Source organism: Bacillus sp. PDNC022, from assembly GCF_016919285.1.
GTDB classification, from domain to species: Bacteria; Bacillota; Bacilli; order Bacillales; family Bacillaceae; genus Bacillus; species Bacillus safensis.
On record NZ_CP070345.1, the window covers coordinates 2,825,967 to 2,844,180 of the forward strand.

Below are 18,214 nucleotides of genomic sequence, written 5' to 3' on the forward strand. Positions count from 1 at the left end.
GAACATCTTATCACATCCAAGTTGTTAGTGTCAACAACTTTTTTGTTATTATGTTTTTTCGTTTCTTCGTCATCAGCGACGTATATTAATTTACCACCCTATCGAATCAAAGTCAATAATATTTTTCATTAAATAATAAACTTTTCAATGACGATTAAAGCTGCTACGCCCGGAATACCCAATAAACCACTAATTCCACTCGTTACAGGGTTAATAGAGACATGTAAGCCTAGACTCTCGCCAAAGAGGTTGAGGCAAAATAAAAAAAGAGCGCCTGCCACAAACTTCACTCCGATAAGCCCTAACCATTTGAATGGATTCGCCTGCACACCTGACATAAACAACAATAGCACAGCTAGCAAAATTGACCCGATCACAATAACAGGTTCCATAATCCTCTCATCTCCTCTTCATATGAATAGTACAAGCATATGAGAGGACTATGTATAATAGACCTGCTATTTCCAGTTGTTTAAACGTAAATTCCTCTTTTTCGCTTCTCTCAGATAGAAAAAGTACTTCGCTTGAGCAAGCTTTAATTCGAATAGAATGTCCGGTGAAGGCTCAACGCTATTTGCGACAAGCTTTTTTTGTCTGTTCCATTCTTCCTTTTGCTTAAAAAGCTGTTGAATTAATATCTCATCGAATTCTTTTCGAATTGATTTTCTGCGAAGAAAACCCATGTACCGTACTTCTCCTTCCTACATCTCACGTCTGCCTTCTAGAGCCTTAGACAGTGTAACTTCATCCGCATACTCTAAATCCCCGCCTACTGGAAGTCCGTGAGCAATGCGAGAGAGTTTAATTCCTGATGGTTTCAACAATCTGGAGATATACATGGCTGTTGCTTCTCCTTCAATGTTTGGATTCGTTGCAAGGATCACCTCTGTCACTTGATCATCTTGCAATCTTTTTAATAGATCAGGAATTTTAATATCCTCCGGTCCAATTCCGTCCATTGGCGAAATGGCACCATGAAGCACATGATATAAGCCGTTGTATTCTTTCATTTTTTCCATTGCGATTACATCTTTTGGATCCTGTACTACACAGATAACAGATTGATCTCTTCTTGTATCTTCACAAATATAGCAAGGATCTTGGTCTGTGATATGACCGCATACCGAACAATAAGTTAAATTACGCTTTGCATTTACAAGCGCCTTCGCAAAATCTAGCACGACATCTTCCTGCATACTAAGAACAAAAAAAGCCAGACGGACCGCAGTTTTCGGTCCGATTCCTGGCAATTTCATAAAGCTGTCAATCAGCTTTGATATTGGTTCAGGATATTGCATCTTCAGTTATTCCTCCTAGAATAAACCTGGCATGTTCATTCCTTTTGTGAATTGACCCATCGTTTCATTCGTTAGCTCATCGACTTTTTTCAATGCATCGTTCGTCGCAGCAAGGACAAGATCTTGAAGCATATCGATATCTTCTGGATCAACAACTTCTTCATTAATTGCTACATCAACGACTTCTTTTTGTCCATTTACTTTTACAGTGACCATACCGCCACCAGCTGTACCTTCAAGGACTTTTTCTGCAAGCTCTTCCTGAGCCTTAGCCATATCCTTTTGCATTTTTTGCATTTGTTTCATCATTTTTTGCATATTTCCCATTCCACCGCGCATATGAACACCACTCTCTTTCATTTTTATTAATCTTTAATTTCAATTAAATCAGTTCCTACTAATTTCTTTGCTTCCGCAATCAATGGATCCTCTTCAGAAGAAGTTCCCTGACCATCTGCTTGTTCATCCGGCTGATGATCTCTTAAAAATTCTTCTCTTATTTTACCCCATTGAGCGTCAGGAACGCCAACTAATTCCACTCTTTTTCCTAACATAGACTCTAGCAGTTGTTCAAGATTGGTTCGAACACCGCTTTTATCTTCAGCAACCATTTTACAATGTATTTCAAACTTGAATTTTAAAACAAAGGCATGAGTAGCAGCCGCAACTGGCTCACTGTCCGTTAATAACGCAGCGTGAGACACCTTATTCTGCTGTTTCAACTGGGCAAGGAGCTCTCCCCATTTGCCTTTAATTTTTTCCAACTCAGGCCGTTTCGCTTCTTTCAAAATCTCATGAATTCGTCCGACAGGTGCACGATAGCCATTTTTGTTACTCGTTTGTGGTCGAGGCGCTTCCTTTTTTTCTTGAGAGCTATGAGATGGAGACATTGGTACACCTTCGGCTCTTAGCCTCGATAGTTCCTGTTCCAGCCTGTTTATTTTATCTGTTAGCGCCGTTAAATCAGCGTCAGCATGCCCTTGTGTCAATCCTGCCGTTGACTGACACAGCTTTACAACAGCTACCTCGAAGAAAATCCTTGGATGATTTGTCCACTTCATTTCTTGGTGGCTTTTATTCAATACTTCAATTGTTTCATATAGAAACTGAGGTGTCACACGATCTGAAAGCGAGACGAAACTTTCGTCGACCTTTACCTTTTCAAGGACACCCTCGAGATCTGGTGCCGTTTTATAAAGCAGCATATCTCTAAAGTAAAAAATCATATCCTCTATTAATTTAGCAGCATCTTTCCCCTGCTGGAGCAATTCATTTAAAGTATCTAACGCTATGGCAATATTTTGATCAAAAATTGCTTCAGCAAGCTGACTAATGAAATGCTGAGATACAGCTCCTGTTATGAGCAGCGCATCATCAATTGTCAATTGTTCACCACTAAATGAGATCGCTTGATCCAAGAGACTTAGTGCATCACGCATACCGCCATCAGCTGCACTAGCAATGATCTCGAGCGAGCCCTCCTGTACATTTAGGCCTTCTGCATCTACAATTTTCTCCATTCTTCCAACAATATCTTTGGTCGTGATTCGTTTAAAATCAAATCGCTGACAACGAGATATGATGGTAAGAGGAATCTTATGGGGCTCTGTGGTAGCCAAAATAAAGATACAATGAGCAGGCGGTTCTTCCAGCGTTTTAAGGAGGGCATTAAATGCACCGATAGAGAGCATATGTACTTCATCTATAATATAAACCTTATATGTAACCGCCGAAGGAGCAAATTTCACTTTATCACGTATATCCCGGATTTCATCTACCCCGTTATTCGAGGCAGCATCTATTTCAATCACGTCTGAAATTGAACCGTTTGTAATCCCTTTACAGGCATCACATTCATTACACGGCTCGCTAACAGGTGACTTTTCACAGTTCACTGCCTTAGCAAAGATTTTGGCAGCACTTGTTTTACCTGTTCCTCTAGGACCTGAAAATAAGTAAGCATGAGAAAACTTTTTCTGCAAAAGGGCATTTTGCAACGTTTTTGTGATGTGTTCTTGTCCAACAACATCCTCAAAAACTTGAGGTCTGAACACTCGATATAAAGCTTGATAACTCACAAATACGCCCTCCTCCATTTATCATCCTTTTCATTATACATGATGCACCGATCAATTCAAAAGCACACCTTTATTTTCTAATATGCCAAAAAGATGATTTCAATTAGAGATTTTCTACTTTCCATGCATTAAAAACGTATTTTCTAGCTTTGCGAAAAGACCTGGGACCCCAAATAGAACACCAGTTCTAGTTGTGATTAGTGAAAAATGCAAATGGCGCCAAAAAGACTTTTTATCTATTTGTATAACCAAAGCAGTTGAGCTATTCTTTGAACAGCAACAAAAAACTCACCTAGATAAACTAGATGAGTTAACATTTAATATTGATTTACCGTGCACCTTCTGTCGATTCGCTACCCCAAGCGTTACTTAAACAGTTAGCTCGGCCCAGGCAACCCTGCGGCACATGAGAGGTTTCACTTAATGCTGCTTCCTTCCGGACCTGACATGGTTCATGAATTCCCATTGCGCAGGACCCAGACGTCAACACCACTTATTTAAGGCAGACCTTGAAGTAAACGAACCTCGAGAAGGGATTCGGCCTCGCTAGAGCGGATTGCGAGTACAGGGCACCGCTACCTCCCCGCTTAGCACGGCAAAATGAATATTAAATTGTTAGTGACGCAGACATAAGTATACCTTCTTATAGCTCAAATTGCAAACGACATCCATTCATTTACTTTTGGCTTGTTTCTTTCGCTGACGGAGATTTCGGAAGAACTGACTTAACAGCTCACCACACTCATTTTCAAGTACACCACCGATGACCTCAGACTGATGATTAAACCGTTCATCATCCAGCAAATTCATTAAAGTACCTGCACATCCACCTTTTGGATCGAATGCACCAAAAACGACCTTTTTCACTCTAGAGAGAACAATAGCACCCGCACACATCGGGCATGGCTCAAGCGTAACGTAAAGCACAGCATCTTCTAAACGCCAGCTTCCAGCCGCTTTACACGCTTCATCAATGGCAAGTAATTCTGCATGTGCAATTGCACGCTGCTCACTTTCCCTTAAATTATGAGCGCGGCTCACAATTTGATCATCAACAACAATGATGGCACCGATCGGCACTTCCCCTATTTGTTCTGCTTTTAAGGCTTCAGAAATTGCTTCTTGCATAAATTGTTCATCTTTCGTCATGGCACGGCTCTCTTTTCATGTTTTTTAAAAGGAAATTGAGGTTAACATATTATCACGATCTTTTAAAGGGGGTTTTATTTTGTCAAAGCACCAAAAGGCGCTGCTTATTATCGACATGATTAATAATTTTGATTTTGAAATGGGTCATGTGCTTGCAGAAAAAACAGAGCAAATGACCAATAAAATTTTAGCTCTTAAACAACATGCTTTCAAGGAAAATTGGCCAATCATTTATATCAACGATCACTACGGACTTTGGAAGGCTGATATCCAAGCTGTTCTGGAAACATGCAAAAACGAAAGAAGCGCTCCTATTTTAGAGAAAATGGCACCATCTAAAGATAATTACTTCTTAATTAAACCAAAGCATTCTGCCTTCTACGGTACTGCACTAGAGACCCTCTTAAATGAATTAGGCGTCGAGGACATTATTCTAACTGGAATTGCCGGAAACATTTGCGTTTTGTTCACTGCAAATGACGCATACATGCGAGAATACAATCTAATTGTACCTAAAGATTGTATCGCTTCAAACGACGACAGAGATAACGACTACGCTTTAACGATGATGGAGAACGTTCTTCTAGCAAAAATCACCACTGCTAAGGAGATCACGAATGAAAATCAAACATGATTTCGCCATAACCCTCATAAATTGTTAGCAATAACAAAGGGGGCGTTGACTATTCAAATTTATGTTGTCAAAAGAGGAGATACTTTAAACGACATTGCCATGCGTTTTAAAACAACAGTTAATGAAATCATCCGTACTAACGAAATCGAAACACCAAATCAACTCGTCATTGGACAAACAATTGTCATTCCCATTAGAGGTCAATTTTATGAGGTCAAACAAAATGACACACTATATCAAATTGGAAGACGGTTTCAAATCTCAGTAGAAGAATTGGCACGTGTGAATAGAATTCGACCTGAAGCAATATTACCTATTCGCTTCTTGCTCTATATTCCACAAAGGCCGAAAAGGAACATCAATTCCAATGCTTATATTGAACCACGAGGAAATCAAGTCAGTGAAAACCTAAAGCAGGCAGCTAGAGAGGCCTCCCCATACTTAACCCATTTAGACGTCTTTAGTTTTCAAGCACAAAGAGATGGAACACTGCGAGAACCAGCGTTAGACCAACTACCTCAGATTGCCGCTCAGAACAGAACTGTATTAACCATGGTGGTGACAAATCTAGAGAATGAAAAATTCAGTGATGAACTTGGGCGTATTCTTTTAACTAACCAATCTGTCAAAACGACATTTTTAAATGAAATTGTTCGTGTTGCCAAAAAGTATCAATTCAAGGAAATCCATTTTGATTTTGAATATTTACGTCCTGCTGATAAAGATGCATATATTCAATTTTTAAGAGAGGCAACAGCCCGCTTCCATCAAGAAGGATGGGCAATATCTGTTGCACTGGCGCCAAAAACAAGTAGCCAGCAAAAGGGCAAATGGTATGAAGCCCATGACTATGAAGCGATTGGTAAGGTCGTCGATCATGTTGTGTTGATGACCTATGAATGGGGCTACAGCGGCGGCCCTGCACAAGCTGTCTCTCCAATTGGACCTGTTCGCCAAGTCATTGAATATGCACTGACTGTCATACCGGCCAATAAAATTGTAATGGGACAAAATTTATATGGCTATGATTGGACACTTCCTTTCGTCCAGGGCGGCCCCATCGCCAAAGCCGTCAGTCCTCAACAAGCAATTGCACTTGCTAGACAACACAATGTCTCTATCCTATACGACGAAACAGCACAAGCACCTCATTTTCGTTATACAGATACCAACAACAAAGAGCATGAGGTCTGGTTCGAAGATGCTAGATCGATTCAAGCAAAATTCAACCTCATCAAAGAGCTAAAATTGAACGGAATTGCTTATTGGAAATTAGGTCTATCTTTCCCACAAAATTGGCTCTTATTATCAGATCAATTTAATATTGAAAAAAGAACGACATCGTAATCCATTCACTCTATCTATTAGAAGGGGTATGGTACAATATACATTGGTTTGACAACTTTAACTTTATAGATAGAGGAGAACGCCTATGTATCCTGCCCCTTTTATTGCAGTGGAAGGCCCAATTGGAGCCGGAAAAACAACTTTGGCTACAATGCTTGCGAAGGAATTTCAATTCCCTTTAGTAAAAGAGATTGTAGAAGAAAATCCATTCTTAGATAAATTTTATGAAGATATGGAACAATGGAGCTTTCAGCTTGAGATGTTCTTTTTATGCAATCGGTTCAAACAATTAGAATCAATAGAAGAAAACTATGTGAGTAAACAGCAGCCGGTTGTCACTGATTATCACGTCTATAAAAATATGATATTTGCAGAAAGAACATTATCAAAAAAGCACATGGATAAATACAGAAAGATCTATCACCTGCTAACAGATGATCTTCCTAAACCAAATGCCATGATCTATATAAAAGCCAGCCTTCCCACCTTACTTGAAAGAATACAGATGAGAGGTCGCTCTTTTGAAGAAGACATTGACCCAGCTTATTTAAAAACACTCATTGAAGATTATGAGCTGGCCATTGAACATTTAAAACAGACTGAGCCAGGGCTTCCTATCATTACAATTGAAGGAGATCATACAGACTTCGTTTCCTCACAGCAAGATTACCAGCAAATTGTACAGAACATAAAGGAGCAAGTGCTATGAACAAGATCGAAATACCAAAGGACGCAGTCATCACAATTGCCGGGACTGTTGGTGTCGGCAAATCCACTATGACCAAAACAATAGCAGACAAGCTAGGGTTTCAAACGTCTCTTGAAAAAGTAGATGATAACCCATATTTAGAGCCTTTTTATTCAGATTTCCAAAGATGGAGCTTCCACTTACAGGTCTATTTCCTAGCTGAGCGTTTTAAGGAGCAAAAGCGGATTTTTGAATCTGGTGGAGGATATGTACAAGATCGTTCCATTTATGAGGACACTGGCATTTTTGCAAAAATGCATGCGGACAAAGGTACGATGTCTGAGGTCGATTATGAAACGTACACAAGCCTATTTGAGGCGATGGTGATGACACCTTACTTCCCTCACCCTGATGTCCTCATCTATCTGCACGGGGATTTAGATCATATTTTAAATCGTATTGAAGAACGCGGCAGAGAGATGGAAACTCAAACTGACCGGGCTTATTGGGAAGAAATGTACACTCGATACACAGAGTGGATCGAACAATTTGATTTATGCCCAGTGATTAAAATTAATATTGAAGATTACGACCTATTTCATGATGAAAGTTCACTTGATCCCATTCTTCATGAAATCGCTTCTGTTATTCAAAAAAATCGCTCTAAAACAAAATAAAAAAACCGCTGCATTCGCGAAATGCAGCGGTTTGACAATTTCCAATTTTTATGCTTGCGTTCAATTCAACTAAGGTAAAAAATCAATATGGCGGAGGAAGAGGGATTCGAACCCCCGCGGGCTTTGACACCCCTGTCGGTTTTCAAGACCGATCCCTTCAGCCGGACTTGGGTATTCCTCCGTATCGACAAGAATTAATATACCATATCATTTTATTTGAAGTCAACATCTTTTCGAAAAAAAATTCAATTTGTGATTTCGGCATGATAATTGCCTATAAAAAAGCAGCCTTTGACGGCTGCTCCAGATTGTTGACAAAGGGCTAAAATGATTTTGATTTTAGCCCTTTGTCTTCTTTTCAGCGTGATAGAAAACCTTTGCAGTCTAGGAAGGACGAGCACCGGAGCGGAGCGAATTTGACATTCGTGAGCACCGAAGCGCAGACCTGACAACGAATGCGAGGGTTTGTCTACACGCTGAAGCAGCCATTGATGGCTGCTCTTTATCTATTTCGTATCCTGTCTCATTTCTTCAATAAACTGATTCATCTCTACTTTAAACTCATTTAATGATTCGATAATCTTCGTAAAGTCTGTCACTTGTTCGGCTTGTTCATTTGTTGAGCTGCTGATTTGTGAGATGTTTTCAGACAAAGTGCCAATGCTGTCTTGGATTTCTTTTAAAAAAGTATTAATGGTTTCAGCCGCTTCCTTCGAGCCATCTGATAATTTACGCACTTCATCAGCCACGACAGCGAACCCTTTTCCATTCTCACCTGCTCTTGCAGCTTCAATTGCAGCATTTAAACCTAGCAGATTTGTTTGTCTAGCAATCCCGCCAATGGTTTTGACGACTTCTTCAATATTCGCAGATTTCTCTTCTGCTCTTCCTGCCTGTTCGCTTATTTCTAAACTTGTAGCAGCCAGCTCTTGTGAATGTGCAGCAATTTGCTCAATTCCACCTTGGAGTTCTTTCGCTACTTTATTGATTTGCTCCATATAACCGCTTAATTTTTTTTCACGATGATATGTAAATGCCACTAAAAACGAGCCGATGACTTTTCTATTTTCATCAAAAATCGGGTAACCTTTTACAGCAACTTCATAACCATATAGTGATTCTGGTAAGTAACCGTCATATTCTTGTCCTCTTAATGTCGTCGCCACATTTTGGTCTTCTGGGTTCAATGGGTCCCCAACTTTCATACCAAAATCTATTGTGTTAGACGGGTAATAACAAAGTACCTTCTCTGTATCCGTGATGCCGAAAAGAATACTTTCATCTAGTACCTTTCTAAGTAATTGAGCCATTTCAACATAATAGTCAAGCCTATTCAAGGTTATTCCTTCTTTCCTAGAAGCTTTTACTCTTTTTATCGGCTAAATTCAGGAAAACTGTAGGACTTTTGGTAAAAAGAATAAGATGCCTTGGCGGCATCTTATTTCATCACTTCTTTATTTCCCATGTAAGGACGCAGTACTTCTGGAATGATCACTGTGCCGTCCTCTTGTTGATAGTTTTCTAAAATAGCCGCTACGGTTCTTCCTACTGCTAATCCAGATCCATTTAATGTATGGACATGTTCTGGCTTCGCTTTAGGCTCTGGACGGAAACGAATGTTTGCACGTCTTGCCTGGAATGCTTCGAAGTTACTGCAAGAAGAAATTTCACGGTACGTATTCTGGCTCGGAATCCATACTTCGATATCGTATTTCTTCGCAGCTGTGAAGCCTAAATCTCCAGTACACATGCTCATGACACGGTATGGCAGGTTCAATAGCTGAAGAACTTTTTCTGCTTGATTTGTTAGTTTCTCTAATTCTTCATAAGAATCTTCTGGTCTGACAAATTTCACGAGCTCTACCTTGTTAAATTGGTGCTGACGAATGAGTCCGCGTGTATCTCTGCCGGCAGATCCAGCTTCTGATCTAAAGCAAGCACTGAATGCTGCATAGTTGATTGGCAGCTGTTCACCTTCGAGAATTTCGTCACGATGCATGTTCGTAATTGGCACTTCAGCTGTTGGAATGAGGAAGTAATCTTCTTCGCGAATTTTAAAGGCATCCTCTTCGAATTTTGGAAGCTGCCCAGTTCCTGTCATACTTGCTCTGTTGACCATATAAGGTGGAAGCACTTCAGTAAAACCAAACTCATCCACATGTAAATCAAGCATAAAGTTATACAATGCTCGCTCTAAGCGTGCGCCAAGCCCTTTATAAAAAACGAAACGGCTTCCTGTCACTTTTCCTGCACGTTCAAAATCAAGGATTTTTAGCTCATCAGCTACGTCCCAATGTGGTTTTGGCTCAAATGAAAAGGCTGGCTGTTCGCCCCATTTTCTCACTTCCACGTTGTCGTCTTCTGTTTCACCAACTGGTACAGAGTCATGAGGGATATTTGGAATTGAGAACAGGATGTGCTGCAGGCTTTCTTCTACTGTTCTTAGCTCATCATCCAGCTTCTTGATCTCATCTCCTACCTCACGCATTTCTTGAATAATGTGATCGGCGTCTTTCTTTTCTCTTTTTAGAACGGCCACTTGCTGTGATACTTCATTTCTTCGGCTCTTTAATTCTTCTGTTTTCCCGATTAATTCTCTTCTTTTTTGATCTAGCTCACCAAACTTATCAAAATCCGCTAAATCTTCGCCTCGGTGTGCTAATTTTTCTTTGATTTGATCAAAGTCCGTGCGCAGTTGTTTAATATCCAGCATGTATAACACTCCTTTTTTTATCGAAAAATAAAAAGAGCCCTCATCCCATGAAAGGGACGAGAGCTCTCGCGTTGCCACCCTGATTGAAAACATGCAGAAGCATGCTTTCCTCTTTCCTCTGTAACGGTATCACCGTAAATGCTTACTTCTCTTGTTTCAGCATTTCGCTCAAGGATGGATTCAGAATGCATCTTTCACCGATTCTCACCAACCATCGGCTCTCTGAGAAAGAGGGGCTTCTTACTATTTCCCGTCAACGCTTTTTCGATCTTTGATTGTGTTTTTAATGTACTATAAGTTTTATCTCTTTTCAACCGTTTTATACAGCAAGCTTCGTTTTGTAGGACTTCACCATGTCTACAAACAGCTGTGTTAACCGGTGATCGTCAGTCAGCTCTGGATGAAAGGAGCAGCCTAAGATATTGTTTTCTTTCGCCATCACAATCCTGCCATCATATTCAGCCATAATTTCTACGCTATCATCTGCGCTGATGATATGAGGCGCACGGATGAATACCCCTGTAAACGGCGCATCCAGTCCTTTTACTTCTAAATCTGCTTCAAAGCTGTCTACCTGTCTGCCAAAAGAATTCCGTGCAACAGATACATTTAGCAGTCCAAGATGAGCATCTTCTCGATCTTCGATATGCTTTGCCAGCATAATCAAACCGGCACATGTCCCGAAAATCGGTTTCCCTTGAGCAGCGAACGCTTTGATCGGGTCAATGAATTGGTACGTATCCATGAGTCTTCTCATCGTCGTACTTTCTCCACCAGGGATAATCAAACCGTCAACGGATTCTAGCTCTTCTACGCGTTTAATAATCTTTCCTTCTGCGCCGCAGGCTTCAATCGATTGAATATGCTCTCTCACCGCTCCTTGAAGCCCTAGTACACCAATTGTAAGCATGTTCGTTTGCGCTCCCTTAATTACCAGCCACGCTCTTGCATACGTTCTTCTGGCAGTAGATTTGAAATTTCAATTCCTTTCATAGCTGTTCCAAGCTCTTTTGAAAGTTCTGCAATGAGACGGTAATCTGTGAAATGAGTCGTTGCTTCAACAATCGCTTTTGCAAATTTAGCTGGATTGTCTGATTTGAAAATACCAGATCCGACAAATACACCGTCTGCTCCAAGCTGCATCATTAACGCAGCATCTGCTGGTGTCGCAACTCCGCCTGCCGCAAAGTTCACAACTGGCAGCTTGCCATCTCTTTTGATTTGCAGCAATAATTCATAAGGTGCACCAAGATTCTTAGCTTCTGTCATCAGTTCATCTTCACTCATGGCTGATACTTTACGAATCTGAGCGTTAACCTTTCTCATATGACGAACAGCTTCTACAATGTTGCCTGTCCCAGGCTCTCCTTTTGTACGAAGCATAGAAGCGCCTTCTGCGATACGGCGGGTTGCCTCACCTAGGTCGCGGCATCCACAAACAAAAGGTACTGTGTATTCATTTTTATTTAAATGGAATTCCTCATCTGCGGGCGTCAGCACTTCACTCTCATCGATATAATCAACACCAAGTGCTTCAAGAACACGAGCCTCGACAATGTGACCGATACGTGCTTTTGCCATGACTGGAATCGTTACTGCATTTTGTACTTCCTCTACGATTCTTGGGTCTGCCATACGGGCAACACCGCCTGCGGCACGGATATCAGCTGGTACTCGTTCTAATGCCATGACTGCAACCGCGCCTGCTTCTTCTGCAATTTTTGCCTGCTCAGCATTGACGACATCCATAATGACGCCACCTTTTTGCATTTCTGCCATTCCACGTTTCACTCGTTCAGTTCCCTTATTGCTCACAATAGTTTCCTCCCATTTGTCTATTCGATTGATTCAACATCTTTATCATACAAGCGAGAAAGTATAACAATAAAGAGAATAGTATAACAATTCAACCAAACGGGAAATAAGGATAAACCCTTGTAAACAAAGGATTTACAGCTAAAAACATGTCATTTTCTCTTTCAAGTATGATTTACATGCTATAATACATCTATAACAATTAAAATTCATGTATAACAATTTTGCATTCTTTGGAGGGGTTTCATGCATATTGATATCCATCGACACTCTGATACATCTCTTTCAAATCAAATTTACTTTTCAATCATCGATCACATTCAATCGGGTTTGCTTCAGCAAGGAGAAAAGCTGCCGACTGTCCGTGATTTAGCTAAGCAGCTGAATGTGAGTCTTGTCACGGCAGCAAAGGCATACACCCGTTTAAAGGACGACGGATATTTAACAACGGTGCAAGGTAAAGGAACTTTTGTGAATGAGCAGCAAGAGCAGGCAGAGATCCCGATTCCATCATCTACCTCTTTCGATTGGCAGTTGTCGATTCCAGATTATTTACCACGGTCTCAATTCGCTCAGTATCACTATGTCGAAGAAGCCATTAACCTTTCTTCTTCTATGATCGATCCAGGGCTTTTGCCAAACCGATATTTAGAAAAAGAAATGCAGCATGTACTAGCCAGACATCCTCAAATCATGTCGAAGTATGGAGAAATACAAGGTGATCTTCAACTGCGACAGGTCATTCAATCTTTTTTAGAAAAGTTGGATGTGCCATCTACACCTGAAAATATTCTTGTAACAAGTGGTTCTCAGCAAGGGCTTGATTTGGTGGCACGTACGTTTATTGGACCGGATGATGTAGTCGTTATGGAAGCACCGACCTATCCAGGGGCTATCGATGTCTTTATGGGCAGAGGAGCAAGAATCATTACCGTCCCTGTCGATCATGAAGGGATGAACATGAAGCAGCTTCAAAGCATTTGTGATAAATATAAACCGAAGCTCATCTATACGATTCCTACTTTTCACAGTCCGACAGGAGCCAGTATGTCAATGAAACGCAGAAAACAACTTCTCTTACTGGCTCAAAGCATAGATTGTCTCATTGTAGAAGATGACCCATATCGTGAGCTTTATTTTGAAAAGAAGCCGCCAGCACCTATTAAAAGCCTGGATCATGATGGACATGTCATTTATTTACGAGGGTTAAGTAAAACACTGGCTCCAGGATGCAGAATCGGGATTATCACAGCGTCAGGCTCGATATTTAACCGTTTATTAGCTGCAAAGGCCAATAATGACTTAGGCAGCCCTCTCCTCACACAAAAGGCCATATTACCGTTTCTGACATCAAAGAAAATGATTGATCATACAAAGAAGCTAAGGACCGCCTTGAAAGTGAGACGCGATTTGATGATGGATGTGTTAACGAAGCATGCACCGAAAGATGTAACGTGGCAAATTCCACAGGGCGGGCTCAATTTATGGCTTAGCTTCCCTTCCTGGGTTGATACACGAGCACTGTTGCATGAGGCACGTAAACAGCAAATTACCTTTTTGCCTGGCTCTGTCTGTTATCCTGGGGAACCGAAACAGAATTATATCCGCCTCAGCTTTTCTTATGTGAATGAAAAAGCATTGACCGAGGGCGTGGAAAAGTTATGTGATATTTTTCAGCAAGCCTTGTCCACTCCTCAAAATCAGAAGCAATCGCTCTTCTTTTAACGATAAAAAAACTGCTCTCATGTATAGAGAGCAGTTTTTTTATTAGAACCAACCTTTTACTGTGTCAACGATTCCGCCCCAAATGCCAGCGAAGAAACCACCTACACCACGCATTGCAAGGATGAACCAATTTGCTTTTTCATCGCCTGTTTTCGTCACAAGCTCAACACCTGATTGGTCTTTATTCAAATAGCCGTAGTCCTTCTCATCACCAGAATAAGAAGTCGTCAGCATGCCAACCTTCGTTCCCTTTTTAGTAGGAGCTTCTAGGTTCTTTTTCTCGATATTTACTTGTGCTTTATAGCTCTTCTCGTCACCATTTTTTACTGGTACAGAAAATGCTTCTTTCGTGACGACGGGTACTTCTTTGTCTTTGCCTTTATCCACTTCGATGCTTTCATGCCCTTTGATTTGTTGACCTTTTTTGTACATTTCTTTCATCGTGAAGTTTTTAAACGCGTAGTCGAACAGTTTTTTCGCCACGTCGAAACGTGCTGTATGAAGATTACCTTTTGCATTCAAGATGACTGCGATGACACGCATGTCACCTTGTTTTGCTGTACCTGTGAAGCTAGAACCGGCTGAATCTGTAGATCCTGTTTTCAGACCGTCTACACCTTTATATTCCTTCACAAGTCCTTTAAGCATGAAGTTCCAGTTAGGCATGTCCATTTCATCGTCTGTGCCTTCTCTGAACTTTGTTTTCGCAATACTTGATGTTTCAAGAATTTCTGGATGGTCTTTGATGAGATGTTGTGCAAGCAATGCCATATCTTTTGCAGATACTTCGCTTTCTTCATCAGCACCTGTACCTTTTGGCTGTTGGCCATGTAAATCTTTATTTTCCAATCCAGTTGCATTCACGAATTTGTAGTTTGTTAAACCAAGTTCTTTCGCTTTTGCGTTCATTTTTTCAACAAATTTTGATTCTGATCCAGCGATCACTTCCGCTAAACCAATCGCTGCTGCATTTGCAGAATAAATAGCCGTTGCTTGATAAAGTTCTTTCACTGTATACGAGCCATCTTTTCTCAAAGGAACGTTAGATAAACTACGGTCCTGAGAAATTTCGTATACATAATCATCTGGCGTATACTTTTGATCCCATTTCACTTTGCCTTCAGCAATCGCCTCTAGTAATAGATACTCTGTCATCATTTTTGCCATACTTGCGATAGGCAGTCTTTGATCTGCGTTTTTACTATAAAGAATTTTACCTGTAGAAGCTTCAATAAGGATCGCTGCTTTCGCATTCACACTGAATGGATCTTCAGCCGCTTTTGCTTTGGACATTGGTGTAAATGCTGTAACAATCAATGCCAATGCAAGGATAGAGACCATAAGCTGTTTCATCATCTTGCTGTTCAATCGTCATACCTCCGTATTCATCTTTTTTCGACGTTTTTCATATATATGTAATCCACAAGGGCTTGTTTCAACACAACAGTATAAATTTTATCACAATAAAGACAAAAAAAATAGACAGAGTCATAGACCCTGTCAAATGTAATTTGATTGTCACAATTTATCAAGAAATTGTGTAGTTTGGTGATTCTTTTGTAATTTGTACATCATGTGGATGGCTCTCACGAAGTCCTGCACCCGTCATACGAATAAACTGTGCTTCTTCTCTAAGAGTGCGTAAATCCTGTGTTCCACAATAGCCCATACCAGAACGAATACCGCCAACTAGTTGATACACTGTATCAACAACTGGCCCTTTGTATGGTGTACGGCCTTCAATACCTTCAGGAACGAATTTTTTATTATCTTCTTGGAAGTAACGATCTTTACTTCCTTTTTCCATTGCAGCGACAGAACCCATACCACGATAAACTTTGAAGCGTCTACCTTGGAAAATTTCTGTGTCTCCTGGGCTTTCAGATGTACCAGCTAGAAGGCTTCCCAGCATAACAGCATGTCCGCCAGATGCTAATGCTTTCACGATATCACCTGAATATTTAATTCCACCATCTGCAATAATAGCTTTACCATGTTTTCTTGCTTCTGTTGCACAGTCATAGATCGCTGTGATTTGTGGTACACCGACACCTGCAACAACACGTGTTGTACAAATAGATCCTGGTCCGATACCGACTTTCACAATATCTGCTCCTGCTTCAAACAATGCTTTTGTTGCTTCAGCTGTTGCAACATTACCAGCAATGATGTTAAGAGAAGGATACGTTTCACGGATTTTCGATACAGTGTTTAGAACACCTTGAGAATGACCGTGTGCTGTATCAATGACAATGACATCCACATTGGCTTCGACTAATTTTTTCACACGTGTCATTGTATCGCCAGTGACACCAACAGCGGCACCAACAATTAAACGGCCATGTGCATCTTTAGAGGAGTTAGGGAATTCAATCACTTTTTCAATATCTTTGATTGTGATGAGACCTTTTAGTGTTCCTTCGTCATCTAAAAGAGGTAATTTTTCAATCTTGTATTGCTGTAGGATTTTTTCAGCTTCTTCTAACGTTGTACCAACAGAAGCTGTCACAAGTTCCTCTTTTGTCATCACGTCGCTAATCTTCATTGAATAATCCGAAATAAAACGAAGGTCACGGTTCGTAATAATACCAACAAGCTTTTGGTCTTGTTCGTTGTTGACAATTGGCACACCTGAAATACGGTATTTACCCATTAAATGCTCTGCATCAAATACTTGATGCTCTGGTGTTAAGAAGAATGGATTTGTAATAACGCCGCGCTCTGAGCGTTTTACTTTATCCACCTGCTCTGCTTGCTGTTCAATGGACATGTTCTTATGAATAATACCAAGACCACCTTGACGTGCCATTGCGATCGCCATTTGTGATTCCGTCACTGTGTCCATTCCCGCACTGATAATTGGAATGTTAAGCTTTAATGTGCTTGTTAGCTCCACTGATAAATTGACATCACGTGGAAGTACTTCAGACTTTGCTGGAACAAGCAAAACATCGTCAAACGTTAAACCTTCTTTTGAAAATTTACTTTCCCACATTAGTAAATCCCCCTCTTTTCGGCAAAATATTATATGTAGATTATCAACTAGGAAACAGCATGTCAAGGAAGCAACAAACAGTTGCAATTTTTAGAAAATATAAAGAGAGTTGAGGAAGAACATGAAAAGTTCAGGATGGAAGGATTTAAAACGCTTTTATTCGCTCGAAACCTCCCAAAAGTTTCTATTTCAACAATATGAGAAACGGAACATTCAAGATGCAAACCAGCAAGCCTATAAAAACTGTGAACGATTTATTTACTTTCTAAAACATGGCCATACGTTCTATGAACAGGCAGCGATCGCGCCTCTAGAACTTAAACCCATTTTATTGTTTTATGGAATGGCGCAGCTGCTAAAAGCGTGTTTGCTGACAGTTGATCCCCATTATCCTTCTCAAACCTCTGTTTTAGCTCATGGCGTAACATCAAGGAAGAGAAAGAAACAGCATTACCGTTTTAGTGAAGATGAAGTGAAAATCCAAAGAAATGGGCTGTGTATGCATGTGTTAAAGCATCTATTTCATTTAAATGGTCTTGAAGATGAGCGATTTACGATGATCCATCTCCTGTCAAAAATACCTGAAATGAGTCATGTTCTTGAGTTTCAAAAGCAGCCCTCGACATTAGTTAAAGTGGAAAAGGCTAACGGAATGATGATTCAAGATCATATTCCATTACTTTATAACATGTCTGCTGAACGGTTTATTGAATACTTTGAGTTCCATACAAGCTGGAAACTCAAACAGAGAGAGGCTAAACAATTGACGTTCGATGTATTTCTTGAAGAAAACCCAGCACTTGCTACTCATCTTCATTATGATTTAGAAATGGATCAATGGTTTATACCGTCAACAAGAGATGCTTTTCTAGGGATTCCTGAGATCATCAGCCATTACTTATTGATGTATAACCTTAGTATGATTGCCCGCTACGAAACAGAATGGTGGTACGAGCTGCTTTCTCAATACATTAGCGATGATTACGTCATGATTGAACGCTACATGGAGATTGCAGAAGAGAAGTTCCCAGCTTACATCATGATGCTGTTAGAAGAAAAAACAAAAAAGACCAGTTCCAAATGGAACTGATCCTT

Annotated in this window: 17 protein-coding genes, 1 tRNA gene, 1 other RNA gene, 1 pseudogene and 1 other annotated feature; of the genes and pseudogenes, 6 read left to right on the forward strand and 14 right to left on the reverse strand. The window is 40.4% G+C overall.

The features are described from left to right. Positions 1 to 128: 128 nt before the first annotated feature. The 7 genes from JVX94_RS14515 to tadA all read right to left on the reverse strand — a co-directional run bounded on the left by JVX94_RS14515 (position 129) and on the right by tadA (position 4,525). The gene (locus JVX94_RS14515; RefSeq protein ID WP_034284261.1) at positions 129 to 392 is read right to left on the reverse strand and encodes a pro-sigmaK processing inhibitor BofA family protein; all 264 of its coding nucleotides are present in this window, start codon (positions 390 to 392) and stop codon (positions 129 to 131) included. Between the two features lie 66 nt (positions 393 to 458). Then, positions 459 to 683, reverse strand: a complete 225-nt coding sequence (locus JVX94_RS14520; protein ID WP_095407526.1) for a YaaL family protein — start codon at positions 681 to 683, stop codon at positions 459 to 461. A gap of 18 nt (positions 684 to 701) precedes the next feature. Next, on the reverse strand, positions 702 to 1,298 hold the full coding sequence (gene recR, locus JVX94_RS14525) for a recombination protein RecR (protein WP_003218094.1): 597 nt from the start codon (positions 1,296 to 1,298) through the stop codon (positions 702 to 704). A 15-nt stretch (positions 1,299 to 1,313) separates the two neighbouring features. Then, positions 1,314 to 1,637: a YbaB/EbfC family nucleoid-associated protein gene (locus JVX94_RS14530; protein ID WP_008342011.1), complete on the reverse strand. Its 324-nt coding sequence runs from the start codon at positions 1,635 to 1,637 to the stop codon at positions 1,314 to 1,316. Positions 1,638 to 1,663: 26 nt separating this feature from the next. Next, entirely contained in the window at positions 1,664 to 3,376 is a 1,713-nt protein-coding gene (dnaX, locus tag JVX94_RS14535) for a DNA polymerase III subunit gamma/tau (protein ID WP_095407525.1), read from the reverse strand. 331 nt (positions 3,377 to 3,707) lie between these two features. Then, an RNA gene (gene ffs / locus JVX94_RS14540) (signal recognition particle sRNA large type) lies at positions 3,708 to 3,972 on the reverse strand. A gap of 76 nt (positions 3,973 to 4,048) precedes the next feature. After that, positions 4,049 to 4,525, reverse strand: a complete 477-nt coding sequence (gene tadA / locus JVX94_RS14545; protein WP_144473146.1) for a tRNA adenosine(34) deaminase TadA — start codon at positions 4,523 to 4,525, stop codon at positions 4,049 to 4,051. 79 nt (positions 4,526 to 4,604) lie between these two features. Between tadA and JVX94_RS14550 the strand changes: the two genes are divergently transcribed. From JVX94_RS14550 to JVX94_RS14565, 4 genes are all read left to right on the forward strand, one after another. Then, the gene (locus JVX94_RS14550) at positions 4,605 to 5,159 is read left to right on the forward strand and encodes a cysteine hydrolase family protein (RefSeq protein WP_095407523.1); all 555 of its coding nucleotides are present in this window, start codon (positions 4,605 to 4,607) and stop codon (positions 5,157 to 5,159) included. Between the two features lie 99 nt (positions 5,160 to 5,258). Then, complete coding sequence (locus tag JVX94_RS14555; RefSeq protein WP_240193840.1) at positions 5,259 to 6,506, forward strand: glycoside hydrolase family 18 protein; 1,248 nt, start codon at positions 5,259 to 5,261, stop codon at positions 6,504 to 6,506. Between the two features lie 85 nt (positions 6,507 to 6,591). After that, complete coding sequence (locus JVX94_RS14560) at positions 6,592 to 7,215, forward strand: deoxynucleoside kinase (RefSeq protein ID WP_095407521.1); 624 nt, start codon at positions 6,592 to 6,594, stop codon at positions 7,213 to 7,215. Next, positions 7,212 to 7,871 carry a deoxynucleoside kinase gene (locus JVX94_RS14565; protein WP_205183572.1) on the forward strand — a complete coding sequence of 220 codons (660 nt, stop codon included), beginning with the start codon at positions 7,212 to 7,214 and terminating at the stop codon, positions 7,869 to 7,871. Before JVX94_RS14560 ends, JVX94_RS14565 begins: the two co-directional genes overlap by 4 nt. An 88-nt stretch (positions 7,872 to 7,959) precedes the next feature. Here JVX94_RS14565 and JVX94_RS14570 read toward each other — a convergent pair. The 5 genes and pseudogenes from JVX94_RS14570 to pdxS all read right to left on the reverse strand — a co-directional run bounded on the left by JVX94_RS14570 (position 7,960) and on the right by pdxS (position 12,399). Continuing rightward, a tRNA-Ser gene (locus JVX94_RS14570) sits at positions 7,960 to 8,052 on the reverse strand. 325 nt (positions 8,053 to 8,377) lie between these two features. Further along, positions 8,378 to 8,713 (reverse strand): annotated as a pseudogene (locus JVX94_RS19800) (methyl-accepting chemotaxis protein); the annotation flags it as partial. Positions 8,714 to 9,309: 596 nt separating this feature from the next. Next, positions 9,310 to 10,584 (reverse strand): serine--tRNA ligase, encoded by a 1,275-nt coding sequence (gene serS / locus JVX94_RS14580; RefSeq protein WP_024426746.1) that lies wholly within the window; start codon positions 10,582 to 10,584, stop codon positions 9,310 to 9,312. Positions 10,585 to 10,633: 49 nt separating this feature from the next. After that, positions 10,634 to 10,850, reverse strand: a binding site (T-box leader). Between the two features lie 53 nt (positions 10,851 to 10,903). Beyond that, the gene (gene pdxT, locus JVX94_RS14585; protein WP_098677510.1) at positions 10,904 to 11,494 is read right to left on the reverse strand and encodes a pyridoxal 5'-phosphate synthase glutaminase subunit PdxT; all 591 of its coding nucleotides are present in this window, start codon (positions 11,492 to 11,494) and stop codon (positions 10,904 to 10,906) included. A gap of 20 nt (positions 11,495 to 11,514) precedes the next feature. After that, entirely contained in the window at positions 11,515 to 12,399 is an 885-nt protein-coding gene (pdxS, locus tag JVX94_RS14590) for a pyridoxal 5'-phosphate synthase lyase subunit PdxS (RefSeq protein WP_047203776.1), read from the reverse strand. Positions 12,400 to 12,645: 246 nt separating this feature from the next. On the opposite strand from pdxS, the gene pdxR reads away from it, so the two are divergent. Continuing rightward, on the forward strand, positions 12,646 to 14,124 hold the full coding sequence (gene pdxR, locus JVX94_RS14595; RefSeq protein WP_144473139.1) for a MocR-like pyridoxine biosynthesis transcription factor PdxR: 1,479 nt from the start codon (positions 12,646 to 12,648) through the stop codon (positions 14,122 to 14,124). A 42-nt stretch (positions 14,125 to 14,166) separates the two neighbouring features. Here pdxR and JVX94_RS14600 read toward each other — a convergent pair whose 3' ends face one another. Both JVX94_RS14600 and guaB read right to left on the reverse strand, forming a co-directional pair. Next, on the reverse strand, positions 14,167 to 15,492 hold the full coding sequence (locus tag JVX94_RS14600; RefSeq protein WP_205183575.1) for a D-alanyl-D-alanine carboxypeptidase family protein: 1,326 nt from the start codon (positions 15,490 to 15,492) through the stop codon (positions 14,167 to 14,169). Between the two features lie 160 nt (positions 15,493 to 15,652). Beyond that, on the reverse strand, positions 15,653 to 17,119 hold the full coding sequence (gene guaB, locus JVX94_RS14605) for an IMP dehydrogenase (protein WP_048240380.1): 1,467 nt from the start codon (positions 17,117 to 17,119) through the stop codon (positions 15,653 to 15,655). 121 nt (positions 17,120 to 17,240) lie between these two features. Here guaB and JVX94_RS14610 point away from each other — a divergent pair, with 121 nt between their 5' ends. Beyond that, a complete protein-coding gene (locus JVX94_RS14610) occupies positions 17,241 to 18,209 on the forward strand; it encodes a YaaC family protein (RefSeq protein WP_048240379.1) in 969 nt (322 codons plus the stop codon). Positions 18,210 to 18,214: the final 5 nt, after the last annotated feature.